General features: G+C 69.1%; 10 protein-coding genes. 3 read left to right on the top strand and 7 right to left on the bottom strand.

Features of this window, described 5'->3' with window-relative positions:
• Positions 1-8: 8 nt before the first annotated feature.
• The 7 genes from ACLJRL_RS06040 to ACLJRL_RS06010 form a co-directional block, all read right to left on the bottom strand.
• On the bottom strand, positions 9-1,175 hold the full coding sequence (locus ACLJRL_RS06040; RefSeq protein ID WP_410654975.1) for an acyl-CoA dehydrogenase family protein: 1,167 nt from the start codon (positions 1,173-1,175) through the stop codon (positions 9-11).
• Positions 1,172-3,124: a biotin carboxylase N-terminal domain-containing protein gene (locus tag ACLJRL_RS06035; RefSeq protein ID WP_410654974.1), complete on the bottom strand. Its 1,953-nt coding sequence runs from the start codon at positions 3,122-3,124 to the stop codon at positions 1,172-1,174. The genes ACLJRL_RS06040 and ACLJRL_RS06035 overlap by 4 nt, the downstream gene beginning before the upstream one ends.
• Positions 3,125-3,129: 5 nt before the next feature.
• Positions 3,130-4,728 (bottom strand): acyl-CoA carboxylase subunit beta, encoded by a 1,599-nt coding sequence (locus ACLJRL_RS06030; protein ID WP_410654973.1) that lies wholly within the window; start codon positions 4,726-4,728, stop codon positions 3,130-3,132.
• Positions 4,725-5,873, bottom strand: coding sequence for an acyl-CoA dehydrogenase family protein (locus tag ACLJRL_RS06025; protein ID WP_410654972.1), 1,149 nt, complete (start codon positions 5,871-5,873; stop codon positions 4,725-4,727). The genes ACLJRL_RS06030 and ACLJRL_RS06025 overlap by 4 nt, the downstream gene beginning before the upstream one ends.
• Positions 5,870-7,564 carry an acyclic terpene utilization AtuA family protein gene (locus ACLJRL_RS06020; protein ID WP_410654971.1) on the bottom strand — a complete coding sequence of 565 codons (1,695 nt, stop codon included), beginning with the start codon at positions 7,562-7,564 and terminating at the stop codon, positions 5,870-5,872. Before ACLJRL_RS06020 ends, ACLJRL_RS06025 begins: the two co-directional genes overlap by 4 nt.
• Complete coding sequence (locus ACLJRL_RS06015; RefSeq protein WP_410654970.1) at positions 7,561-8,355, bottom strand: TIGR03084 family metal-binding protein; 795 nt, start codon at positions 8,353-8,355, stop codon at positions 7,561-7,563. Before ACLJRL_RS06015 ends, ACLJRL_RS06020 begins: the two co-directional genes overlap by 4 nt.
• 82 nt (positions 8,356-8,437) lie before the next feature.
• Complete coding sequence (locus ACLJRL_RS06010; RefSeq protein WP_410654969.1) at positions 8,438-9,859, bottom strand: hypothetical protein; 1,422 nt, start codon at positions 9,857-9,859, stop codon at positions 8,438-8,440.
• Between the two features lie 64 nt (positions 9,860-9,923).
• On the opposite strand from ACLJRL_RS06010, the gene ACLJRL_RS06005 reads away from it, so the two are divergent.
• The 3 genes from ACLJRL_RS06005 to ACLJRL_RS05995 are packed head-to-tail and all read left to right on the top strand — an operon-like array spanning position 9,924 to position 11,897.
• Positions 9,924-10,403 (top strand): tetratricopeptide repeat protein, encoded by a 480-nt coding sequence (locus ACLJRL_RS06005; protein WP_410654968.1) that lies wholly within the window; start codon positions 9,924-9,926, stop codon positions 10,401-10,403.
• A 49-nt stretch (positions 10,404-10,452) separates the two neighbouring features.
• Positions 10,453-11,292 carry an enoyl-CoA hydratase-related protein gene (locus ACLJRL_RS06000; protein ID WP_410654967.1) on the top strand — a complete coding sequence of 280 codons (840 nt, stop codon included), beginning with the start codon at positions 10,453-10,455 and terminating at the stop codon, positions 11,290-11,292.
• Entirely contained in the window at positions 11,289-11,897 is a 609-nt protein-coding gene (locus ACLJRL_RS05995) for an acetoacetate decarboxylase family protein (RefSeq protein ID WP_410654966.1), read from the top strand. Before ACLJRL_RS06000 ends, ACLJRL_RS05995 begins: the two co-directional genes overlap by 4 nt.
• The last annotated feature ends 38 nt before the right edge of the window (positions 11,898-11,935 follow it).

Here is an 11,935-nt window from a genome sequence, read left to right as displayed (position 1 = left end):
TGGACCTCTCAGTAGGACCGGGGCAGGCCGAGGCTGTGCTGGCCGACGAAGTTGAGCACCATCTCGCGGCTGACCGGGGCGATCCGGCCCAGCCGGACGGCCGCGACCAGCGTGCCCAGCCCGTACTCGCTGGCGAGCCCGTTGCCGCCGTGGGTCTGCACGGCCTGGTCGACGGCGCGGATCGCGACCTCGGCGGCCGCGTACTTCGCCATGTTCGCCGACTCGCCCGCGCCGAAGTCGTCACCGGAGTCGTAGAGCGACGCCGCCTTCTGCGTCATCAGCTTGGCCAGTTCCAGTTCGATCTTGATCTCGGCCAGCGGATGCGCCAGGCCCTGGTGGGTACCGATCGGCGCGCCCCACACCTTGCGGTCGTTGGCGTAGGCGACGGCCTTGCCCAGCGCGTAGCGCGCGATGCCGAGCGAGAACGACGCGCCCATGACGCGTTCGGGGTTGAGCCCGGCGAACAGTTGCGCGATCGCCGCGTCCTCCTCGCCGACCAGCGCGTCGGCCGGCAGGTGGACGTCGTCGAGGAACAGGCCGAACTGTTTCTCCGGCGAGATCAGATCCATCTCGATCTGCTTGTACTCGAAGCCGGGCGCGTCGGTCGGGACGATGAACAGCGCGGGCTTGAGCTTGCCGGTCTTCGAATCCTCGGTGCGGCCGACGACCAGCACGGCGTCCGCCTCGTCGACGCCGGAGATGTAGACCTTGCGGCCGCTGAGCACCCAGTCGCCGCCGTCGCGCCGGGCGGTGGTGGTGATCTTGTGCGAGTTCGACCCGGCGTCGGGTTCGGTGATCGCGAAGACCATCCGCCTGCTGCCGTCGGCGATGCCGGGCAGCCAGCGCTTCTTCTGCTCGTCGGTGCCGAACCGGGAGATGACCGTGCCGCAGATCGCCGGTGAGACGACCATGAGCAGCAGCGGGCAGCCCGCCGCGGCGAGTTCTTCCAGCACCGCGGCGAGATCCGCGATTCCCGCTCCCCCGCCGCCGTACTCCTCGGGCAGGTTCACGCCGAGGTAGCCCAGCCGTCCGGCCTCGGACCACAGTTCCTCGGTCTTGAGCCCGGCCCTGGCCTGTTTGCCGTAGTACTCGTGCCCGTACTTCTTGCCGAGTTCGGCGACCGCCGCCCGCAGCGCGACGCGCTCCTCGGGCTCGGTGAAGTTCATCGCGTTCATTCGTTCTCTCCTACCACCGCGAGGATCATGCCCACTTCGACCTGCTGCCCGACGACCACCGGGAGTTCGGTCACGACACCGTCCGCGGGCGCCGCGATCCGGTGTTCCATCTTCATCGCTTCCAGCCACAGCAACGGATCGCCGGTCTTGACGGTGTCGCCGACGGCGACCGCGAGCCGGACGACCGTGCCCGGCATCGGCGCCACGAGCGAACCGGCGGCCAGGCCCGCGTCCGGATCCGCGAACCTCGGCGCCGCCGTCAGGTCGACCGCGCCATCGGGAGAATCGACGTAGACCGCGTCGCCATAGCGGGCGACTTCGAACGCCCGCCGCACACCGGCGGTCTCGAACACGACCCGGCCCGCCTCGGCGGAAACCAGTTCGACGCCCTCATGACCGTCGGCGCGCAGGCCGTCCCGCGTGAGCGTGTAGACGACGTCGATCTCGTTGTCTCCCTGGAAGAAACGTTTGCGCTGCCCGGCTGACCGGACGTTGCGCCAGCCGCTCGGCAGCCGTCGCTGCACCTGGGCTCCGCCGCGATTCGCCGCGGCACCGGCCAAGGCGGCGGCGAGCGCGGAGAGCCGCACGGTGTCCACTGTGGCCAGTGGACGGGCGAGTGTTTCCAGCCCGTGCCGGTCGAAGAACGCCGTATCGGTCTCCCCGGCGAGGAAGGCCTCGTGCCGCAGCACGTTCACCAGCAGGTCGCGGTTGGTCACCACACCGTGGATCTCCGCGCCGGCCAAGGCTCCGGCCAGCGCCCGCGCCGCGCTCCGGCGGTCCGGGGCGAACGCGATCACCTTGGCGAGCATCGGGTCGTAGTGCACGCCGACGGTCTGGCCGCTGACGAAGCCCGAGTCGAGTCGCACACCCTGGCCGACTTCGAACTCCCGCCGGGTGGCGGGGACCTCGAAGCGGTGCAGGGTGCCGGACTGCGGCTGCCAGCCCGCAGCGGGGTCTTCGGCGTAGAGCCGGACCTCGATCGCGTGGCCTCGCGTTTCCGGCTCCTCGATCGGAAGGTGTTCCCCTTCGGCGATCCGCAGTTGCAGCGAGACGAGGTCGAGGCCGGTCGTGGCTTCGGTGACCGGGTGCTCCACCTGGAGCCGGGTGTTCATCTCCAGGAAGTAGAACCGCCCGTCCGGCCCCGCGAGGAACTCGACCGTGCCGGCGCCGACGTAGTCGATCGCCTGCGCGGCCTTGCGCGCGGCGTCGAACAGGGCTTCCCGCATGGCCTCGTCGACGAACGGCGACGGGGCTTCTTCGACGACCTTCTGGTGACGGCGCTGGATCGAGCATTCCCGCTCCCCCACCGCCCACACCGTTCCGTGGCTGTCGGCGAGGACCTGGACCTCGATATGACGCCCGGTCTCCAGATACCGCTCACAGAACACGGTCGCGTCGCCGAAGGCCGACGCCGCCTCCGCACTGGCCCCTTCGACGGCCTCCGCCAGTTCACCGAGCGACCGGACCACGCGCATACCGCGTCCGCCACCCCCGGCGGAAGCCTTGACCAGCAAGGGAAGGTCGTCCGCGGTGACCGTGTCCGGGTCCAATTCTGACAGGATCGGAACGCCCGCCTCGGCCATCATCCGCTTGGACTCCACCTTCGAGCCCATGCTCTCGATGGCCTCGGGCGGCGGGCCGACCCAGGTCAGCCCGGCGTCGAGGACGGCGCGGGCGAACGCGGCGTTCTCCGACAGGAAACCGTATCCGGGATGGATCGCGTCGGCGCCGGTCTCGACCGCCGCCTTGATGATCAGTTCGGCACGCAGGTAAGTGTCGGACGGCGCGTTGCCCGGCAACCGGACGGCGACGTCCGCCTCGGCCGTATGCGGCGCGTCGGCGTCCGCGTCGGAGAACACCGCGACGGTACCGATCCCGGCGTCACGGCAGGTACGGAACACGCGGCGGGCGATCTCGCCGCGGTTGGCGACCAGGAGTTTCTCGATCATGCCGCTCACATCCTGAAGACGCCGAAACCCTCGGCGCCCTTCACTGGTCCATTGTGGATGACGGACAGGCTGAGCCCGAGCACCGTACGGGTGTCGCGGGGATCGATGATCCCGTCGTCGTAGAGCATTCCGGAGAGGAACATCGGCATCGACTCCGCCTCGATCTGCCCTTCCACCATGGCGCGCATGGCGGTGTCGTGGTCCTCGTTGTAGTCCTGGCCCCGCGACGCCGCGGCGGCACGGGCCACAATGGACAGCACACCGGCCAGCTGCTGCGGTCCCATGACCGCGGATTTGGCGCTGGGCCACGCGAAGAGGAACCGGGGATCGTAGGCGCGGCCGCACATGCCGTAGTGCCCGGCGCCGTAGGAAGCGCCCATGAGCACCGAAAGATGCGGGACCTTCGAGTTCGACACGGCGTTGATCATCATCGCGCCGTGCTTGATGATGCCGCTCTGTTCGTATTCCTTGCCGACCATGTAGCCGGTGGTGTTGTGCAGGAAGACCAGTGGGGTGTCGATCTGGTTGGCCAGCTGGATGAACTGCGCCGCCTTCTGCGACTCCTCACCGAAGAGCACGCCTTGGGCATTGGCGAGGATGCCCACCGGGTAGCCGTGGATATTCGCCCAGCCGGTGGCGAGACTGCTGCCGTACAAGGGTTTGAACTCGTCGAAGTCGGAACCGTCGGCGACCCTGGCGATCACCTCGCGCGGATCGAACGGCACCTTGAGGTCGGCGGGCACGATGCCGAGCAGGTCTTCGGCGGAGTACAGCGGCTCGGCGTAGTCCGGTTTCGGTGTCGGCCCCTGCTTGGTCCAGTTGAGCCGCTTGATGATGCTGCGGCCGAGCCGGATGGCGTCCTCTTCGTCGGCGGCGAGGTAATCGGCGAGACCGGAGGTCCGGGCGTGCATCTCGGCGCCACCGAGCGATTCGTCGTCGGACTCCTCACCGGTGGCCATCTTGACCAGCGGCGGCCCGCCGAGGAACACCTTCGCCCGTTCCTTGACCATCACCACGTAGTCCGACATGCCGGGCAGATACGCGCCGCCCGCGGTGGAGTTGCCGAACACCAGCGCGATCGTGGGCACCTTCGCCGCCGAAGACCGCGTGATGTCGCGGAAGATCCGGCCGCCGGGGATGAAGATCTCCTTCTGCGTCGGCAGATCCGCGCCGCCGGACTCGACGAGGTTGATCACCGGCAGGCGGTTCTGCGCGGCGATGTCCGCGGCGCGATAGCTCTTCTTGGCCGTCCACGGGTTGCTCGCCCCGCCCTTGACCGTCGGATCGCTCGCCGAAATCATGCACTCGACACCCTCGACCACACCGATCCCGGTGATCACACTGGCGCCGACCCGGTAGTCCGAACCCCAGGCCGCCAGCGGCGAGAGTTCCAGGAACGGCGAGTCTTCGTCGAGGAGCAGTTCGATCCGCTCGCGGGCCATCAGCTTGCCGCGCTCGCGATGCCGGGCGACGTACTTTTCGCCGCCGCCCGCGATCGCCTTGGCGTGTTCGCCGTCGATCTCCGTGAGTTTGCCGAGCATGGACTCACGGTTGGCGGCGAACTCCTCGCTCCGCGTGTCCACTCCGGACCTGATCGTGCTCATGCGGTGTATCCCAATCGCTTCGCGGCCAAGCCGGTGAGGATCTCGTTGGTGCCGCCGCCGATGCCGAGGATGCGGACGTCACGGTAGTGACGCTCCACTTCGGCCTCTCGCATGTAGCCGAGCCCGCCGTGCAGCTGCACGGCCTCGTTGACCACCCATTCGGCGGTCTCGACGGCGGTGTTCTTGGCGAAACAGGCTTCGGCGATGACTTCTTCGCCCGCGACGTGCCGCAGGGCGACCTGCCGGGTATAGGTCCGGGCGACGTCGATCTTGCGGGCCATCTCGGTGAGCTTGTGCTGCACCAGCTGGCGGGAGATCAGCGGGCGGCCGAACGTCTCCCGCAGGCGGCACCAGTCCAGCGTGAGATCGAGTGCCCGCTGCGCGTGCGCGTATCCCTGCACCGCCAGCGAAACCCGTTCGGTGACGAACTGGGTGGCGACCTGGGCGAAGCCGCTGTTCTCGGCGCCGATCAGGTTCTCGGCGGGCACCCGGACGTCCACATAGGACAGCTCGGCGGTGTCCGAGCAGAGCCAGCCCATCTTTTCGAGCTTGCGGGACACGGTGAATCCCGGTGTGCCGCGTTCGACCACGATGAGCGAAAGGCCGTGGGCGCCGGGTTCTCCGGTGCGGACCACGGTGGTCACGAAGTCGGCGCGGCAGCCCGAGGTGATGAAGGTCTTGGCGCCGTTGATGACGTACTCGTCGCCCTCGCGCACCGCGGTGGTGCGGATCCCTGCGACGTCGGAACCGCCGTCGGGTTCGGTGACCGCGAGCGAGCCGATCTTGGCGCCTTCCAGCGCCGGCCGGACCCAGCGTTCGATCTGCACCGGGTCACCGGCCGCGGCGATATGCGGGACCGCGATCCCGCAGGTGAACAGCGAGGCGAACAGTCCGCCGGAGCCGCCCGCGTAGTGCAGTTCCTCGGCGATGACCACCGCGTCGAGGTAGTCGCCGCCCCCGCCGCCGACCTCTTCGGGGAAGCCGACACCGAGCAGTCCGAGGTCTCCGGCCTTGCGGTGCAGATCGCGAGGCAGTTCGCCCTCGCGCTCCCACTCGTCCAGGTGGGGCAGGACCTCGGTTTCCGCGAACTTCCGGACCGTCCGGCGCAGTTCGGCGCGTTCCGGCGTGGTGAAGAGGTCGGTCACAGCAGGGCCTCCGGGATGTCGATCTCGCGGGAGCGCAGCCATTCCCCGAGCGCCTTCGCCTGCGGGTCGAACCGCGCCTGCGACGCGACGCCCTCGCCGAGGATGCCTTCGACGACGAAGTTGATCGCCCGCAGGTTCGGCAGGAGATGCCGCTGGACTTCGAGATCCGCGGTCTCCGGGAGCAGCAGTTTGAACTCCGTGACGGTGAGCCGGTGCGCGAGCCAGCGCCACGCCTCGTCGGAACGTGCCCAGACGCCGACGTTCGCGTTACCGCCCTTGTCCCCGCTGCGGGCCCCGATCACCTTGCCGAGCGGTGCCCGCCGGACCTGCGCCTGGGTGTAGGGAGCGGGCAGGCCGTATTCGTCCACATCGGACAGTGTCAGCGTTTCGGCGGCGGGAGCGATGTCCCGGCGCGAACCGTCCGGCAGGACGGCGACGTGCGGAACCTCCCGCGCGTCGACGAACGCGGCCCGATAGACGCCGTAGGGCGATGCCGCCGTGGGTGGCGCGGTGACGTGGAAGCCCGGGTAGCTGGCCAGAGCGAGCTCGATCGCCGCGCCGCTGAAGGCGCGCCCGGCGACCTCCGGGTCGGCGTCTTTCACCGCGACGTGCAGCAACGCGCTCGCCTGCTGTTCGGTTTCGGCGTCGGGCCGGTCGGTGCGCGCCAGCGTCCAGCGGACCTCGGCGGGCGGCCGGGCCTTGAGCGCTCCTTCGAGCTGTTCCTTGATGAGCACGGCTTTCGCCTCGATGTCCAGTCCGGTGAGGACGAACGTCGTCTCGTTGCGGAAGCCGCCGAGGCCGTTCAGGCAGACCTTGAGCGTCGGGGGCGGCGGTTCGCCGGTGACACCGGTGATCCGGACGCGATCCGGACCGTCGTCGGCCAGGGTCAGCGTGTCGAACCTCGTCGTGACGTCCGGTCCGGCGTAGCGGGCACCGGTGATCTCGTAAAGCAGTTGCGCGGTAACGGTTCCGATGTTCACGACGCCCCCGGTGCCGGGGTGTTTGGTGATCACGCCGGACCCGTCGGCGGAGATCTCGGCGATCGGGAAGCCGGGGACGCCGATCTCGTGTTCGGTGAAGAACGCGTAGTTGCCGCCGGTGGCCTGCGTGCCGCATTCGATCACGTGCCCGGCCGCGACCGCGCCGGCCAGCGCGTCGTAGTCGTCGCGTGCCCAACCGAAGTGCGCGGCGGCGGGACCGACGATCACCGACGCGTCGGTGACACGACCGGTCACCACGATGTCGGCACCGGCGTTCAGGCATTCCGCGATCCCCCACGCGCCGAGATAGGCGTTGGCGGTCAACGTCTTGCCGAAATTCAGCTCTTCCGCGCGCTGGAGGAGGTCGTCCCCTTCGACGTGCGCGATGGCGACGTCGGCACCGAGTTTCGCGGCCAGTTCGCGCAGCGCGCCGGCGAGCCCGGCGGGGTTGAGCCCGCCCGCGTTCGCGACGATCTTGACGCCCTTTTCCTTGGCCAGCGAGAGGTTCTCCTCCATCTGGCGGAGGAACGTCTTGGCGTAGCCGCGATCCGGGTCCTTCATCCGGTCCCGGCCGAGGATGAGCATGGTCAGCTCGGCCAGGTAGTCGCCGGTCAGCACGTCGAGCGGGCCGCCGGTGAGCATCTCGCGGACGGCCGAGAACCGGTCACCGTAGAACCCGGAGGCGTTGCCGATCCTGAGGGGGGTGCTCACGAGAACTGCCCTGGCTGCCGTCCCGCGCCGGGAGGCCCGGCGAAGGCCTGCGCGATCCCCAGCCATTCCTCGACGTCCGCGCCGATGGCGACCAGATCGGTGTCTTCGCGATGACGGCGCTGGGTGATGACGAGGCAGAAGTCGACGGCACTGCCGGTGAGCCGCTGCTCGGCGTCCTCGGGGCCGAACTCCCAGGTGGTGCCGTCCGGCGCGGTCAGCTCGACCCGGAATTCCTCGGTGGGCGGGGCGAGCGAGTTGAGTTTGTAGGCGAAATCGCGCGTGCGGGTGCCGAAGCGGGCGATGTGCCAGAGCCTGCCGGTGTTCTCCCGCTCGACGCCCAGCGCGTCGAAGATGTCCTGGCCGTGTGCCCAGGTCTCCATGAGGCGCGCCGTCACCATCGACGCGGCGCTCATCGGCGGGCCGTACCAGGGGATCTTCTGCCCGTCCGGCACGGCGGCGAGCGCGGTGGCGAGGTCCGCCCGCGTGGCCCGCCACTGCTCCAGCAGCTCACGGGGTGGCGTTTTCGCGCCCTCGACCGCACCGTCGTCGACGTAGGTCTCCCCCGTCGCGAGCAGCCCTTCGATCTCGCTCTGCCACTCGGCCTCGGACCCGCGCGCCGCGATCAGCGCCTTCTGGTCCGTCCAGGCCAGGTGGGCGATCTGATGGGCGATCGTCCAGCCTTCGGCCGGGGTCTGCCGCGCCCAGTCCGACGCGGGCAGTTCCGCCACCACGTCGTCGATGGCCTGCGATTCCGTCGCGAGATCCCCAAGGATCACGCCAAGGTCAGCCATGCCCGCCTCCTCGCGTCTTTTCCAGGCTCGCACCCTCCGACGGAAAAATCAAGCACGCCTGATTGTTTTGTTCCGGAGGCCCTCAGTTCCCGTAGAGGGCGCCGACCGCGGCGTGCACCGACGTCGAGTACACCGGGTCATAGGTGTGCCGACCGGCGAGGACGTCTCCACCCTTACGGCTGAAACTCCATCCGCCGGCCGCCTCGAAGCCCGGATTCGCGACATGGCAGCCGGTCAGGCTGATGTCGTCCATCCGGGCGGTGACCGAATAGTTCGTGACGGCCTTCTTCTCGTACAAGCGCAGCGTGAGCGTCGCCGACCCGCCGCTCAGGCGCGGGGTGAGGTCGATCGGCGCGGCGGTGTACCAGTCGGTGCCCTCGCTCGCGACGTCGCGCTCCCACACCAGCGCCCCGCCGACGATCGCCTGCTTCGCGTGATGGCCGGCCGGGCTCGTGGCAGGCCGGTCGTCGGTGTGCCACACGACCATCCGGCACGACGTCGACCCGGCGTCGAGGCGGACGGTCGTGCTCGCGGCGGCGTAGTCCCCGGCGGTGGTGGCGTTGTCGGGCTGCACGGTGAACACCAGCGCGCTGTTGCCGGTGTGCGCGACCCGCTCATCACGGGACTGCGCCCGGCCCGGGGTGAGCGGCAGCGCGTACTGGATGACGCCGGCGGTCTTCCCGGCGGCCGCGTACTCCATGCCGACGGCGGTCACCGCGTGGACGTACTCGACGTCGGGAGTGATCGTGGTGCGCGACAAGCTGGAGGCGTACACCATCAGGATGACCTTGCGGCTCTTGTTCGCGAGCCGCGCGACGATCTGGTCCAGCTGCGGGCGGAGACTCCCGGTCCACAAAGTGTTGCGGTACGGGTCGTCGCGGAAGGGCAGGATCAGGCTGTCGATACTCGCGGCGTAGGCGTCCACAAAGGACTGCGTGACGGCGTTGGCGTACACCACCGGATAGAAGTCCAGCGTCGGCTGGATCACCCGGGCGGTGTTGCGCATCTTGGCCGTGTAATCCGCGGGGAAAGTGCTCGCGTTGGCGTTGAAGTCGTCCATCGCCCACGCCTTGAGGACCGGATAACGCACCGAGAGCCGGGCGATCGCCTGACCCCAGGCGACGTAGTCCTTCTTGTAGGGCAGGTACTCCGCACACGACGTGCCGACGGGGCACTCGGTCGGCGGGACCAGGTAGACCCAGACCGCGAGCCCGCTCGCCTGCGCGGCGGGCAGGAATTCCTGTTCCAGGTCGGCCCAGTCGGTGGACTTGTTGACCAGGAACGCGTAGGTGTCCGCGTTCATCGCGCGGAGGCGGTCCACCGTCGCCTGCGCGTCGACGTGCCCGTCGGCCTTGCGGACGGGATTGGCGTAACTGGCCCGGATCCCGGACGCGGGCGCCGCCCCGGCGGACGGCGCCGCGGCGAGCAGGGAACCCAAGAACGCGAACAGCAGCGCGATCACGGACCATCGGGCGGCCTGCCGCGAGGACAAGGTTGTCGTCATGGTCCCCGAGGCTGCCGGGACCGCGCATAAGTTCCGTACACAGACCTCGCCTAACGTACGCCGCATGAGCGACACAAAGGAAGCGATCCGGCTGCGAGAGCAGGGCACCGACGAGGCCCGCCTGCGGCTGGTGGATCTGGCGGAGCGCAACCCGCGGGACGCGGTCATCGCCTACCAGACCGCATGGGCACACGACTCCCTCGGCTTCGAGGCCGAAGCCGCCCCCTATTACGAACGCGCGCTGGCCAACGAAGGACTGTCCACTGAGGACAGGCGTGGCGTGTTCGTCGGGCTGGGCAGCACCTACCGCGTCCTGGGCCGATACGACGAGTCACTGGCGACGCTGCGCCGCGGGCTGGCCGAGTTCCCCGCGGATGCGGCCCTGAGGACGTTCCTCGCGATGGCGCTCTACAACGTCGGCGAGGCGCGCGACGCGGTGGGAACCCTGCTGAAGGTGCTCGCGGAGACCAGCGGCGACGCAGGAGTCCAGCGGTACCGGCGGGCGGTCGAGTACTACTCGGATCACCTGGACGACGTCGAGTGATCCTTATTGACAACTTGTCAACACTAGCCGGTTACCTTACCTTCACGTCATGAGCGCGTACGCCGAAATCACCTACGAGGTCGCCGACCGCATCGCGACGGTCACGCTCAACCGGCCCGAGGCCCGCAATGGCTACACCATCCGCATGGCCGACGAACTCGGTGACGCGATGGATCGCGCCGACCGCGACGAGGACGTGCGGGTGGTGATCCTGACCGGCAACGGCAAGGACTTCTCCGTCGGCGCCGACCTCTCCCAGGGCGGGTTCGACTTCGACCCGGCGACCGGCCCGGACGCGGCCTGGCAGGAACCGGCGGGCCGCTGCTCGAAGCGGATCTTCACGATGAACAAACCGGTGATCGCCGCACTACGGGGCGCCGCGGTCGGCGGCGGCGTCACGATCACCCTGTCGTGTGACTACCGGCTGGCCTCGACGGATTCCCGCTTCGGTTTCGTGTTCGTCCGCCGCGGGATCTACCCCGAAGGCGCGTCCGCCTGGTTCCTCCCCCGGCTCGTCGGGATGGGGACGGCACTCGACTGGATGATCAGCGGTCGCGTCTTCGGCGTCGAAGAAGCGAAGAGCGCCGGACTGGTCCACAGTGTTCACGAGCCCGAGGAAGTGCTCGGCAAGGCCCGTGAGCTGGCTCTTGAACTAGTTGCGACCACGTCCCCGGTGTCGGTCGCGGTCACCCGCCAGCTGCTGTACCGGATGGCGAGCGCCCCGTCGCCGTTCCCCGTGCACGAACTGGACTCCCGGCTGATCGGCGGCCTGGGCACCAGCCCGGACGCCATCGAAGGGGTCATGTCCTTCCTGCAGAAACGACCACCGGAGTTCTCGATGCGCGTCGACACCGACCAGCCCGGCTACCTGCCCTGGCGGGACGCATGACCACCTATCCCCCGGAGCCGTGGAACCTGGCGGGCCAGGCGTACCTCTCGCTGTGGCGTGTCCCGGTCAGCGAACTGCCCGAACTTCCCGACGGCGTCGAACCCGTCGTCGCGGGTGGCCGCGCGCAGGTCTTCACCGCCTGGATCGACTACCAGGAACCCGGACAGCTGCGGTACCACGAACTGCTGGCGACGGTCGCCGTCCGCGGCAAACGCCTCTCCAGCTCGATCACCGACATCTGGGTCGACAGCGAGGTCTCACTGGCAGGCGGACGCGCGCTGTGGGGCATCCCCAAGGACCTCGCCGTGCTCGATTTCACCCACGGCCGGACCTTCACCGCCTCGGCCGCCACCGACGAGGACTGGATCGCGACGGCCGCCTTCACCGCCCGCCCGGGGCTCCCGCTGGCGCTGCCCGCCGCCTTCGACGTCGTCCAAATCCTGGACGGCGGGATCAAGCGGAGCCCCGTCCGGGCGAAGGCACGCCCTCATCCGGCGGCCGCGGACTGGAAGATCAACGAAGCCGGGCCGCTCGGCTTCCTCGCCGGTCAAAAGGCCGTCCTGAGCGCTCACCTGCGGGATTTCAAGATCGTTTTCGGCGGTTGACCAGCCGCTGAGCGTGATCGCCTAACCCGGCAGGGTGA

The organism is Amycolatopsis sp. lyj-112, from assembly GCF_046549055.1.
Taxonomy (GTDB): domain Bacteria; phylum Actinomycetota; class Actinomycetes; order Mycobacteriales; family Pseudonocardiaceae; genus Amycolatopsis.
The sequence above is the reverse complement of the archived record's forward strand: the minus strand, read 5'-3'. Positions and strand labels throughout refer to the sequence as shown.

Excerpts from the sequence above, each read along its gene's own strand:
- ACLJRL_RS06040 (WP_410654975.1), bottom strand. The coding sequence starts at position 1,175 with ATGAACGCGATGAACTTCACCGAGCCCGAGGAGCGCGTCGCGCTGCGG.
- ACLJRL_RS06035 (WP_410654974.1), bottom strand. The coding sequence starts at position 3,124 with ATGATCGAGAAACTCCTGGTCGCCAACCGCGGCGAGATCGCCCGCCGC.
- ACLJRL_RS06030 (WP_410654973.1), bottom strand. The coding sequence starts at position 4,728 with ATGAGCACGATCAGGTCCGGAGTGGACACGCGGAGCGAGGAGTTCGCC.
- ACLJRL_RS06015 (WP_410654970.1), bottom strand. The coding sequence starts at position 8,355 with ATGGCTGACCTTGGCGTGATCCTTGGGGATCTCGCGACGGAATCGCAG.
- ACLJRL_RS06010 (WP_410654969.1), bottom strand. The coding sequence starts at position 9,859 with ATGACGACAACCTTGTCCTCGCGGCAGGCCGCCCGATGGTCCGTGATC.
- ACLJRL_RS06005 (WP_410654968.1), top strand. The coding sequence starts at position 9,924 with ATGAGCGACACAAAGGAAGCGATCCGGCTGCGAGAGCAGGGCACCGAC.
- ACLJRL_RS06000 (WP_410654967.1), top strand. The coding sequence starts at position 10,453 with ATGAGCGCGTACGCCGAAATCACCTACGAGGTCGCCGACCGCATCGCG.
- ACLJRL_RS05995 (WP_410654966.1), top strand. The coding sequence starts at position 11,289 with ATGACCACCTATCCCCCGGAGCCGTGGAACCTGGCGGGCCAGGCGTAC.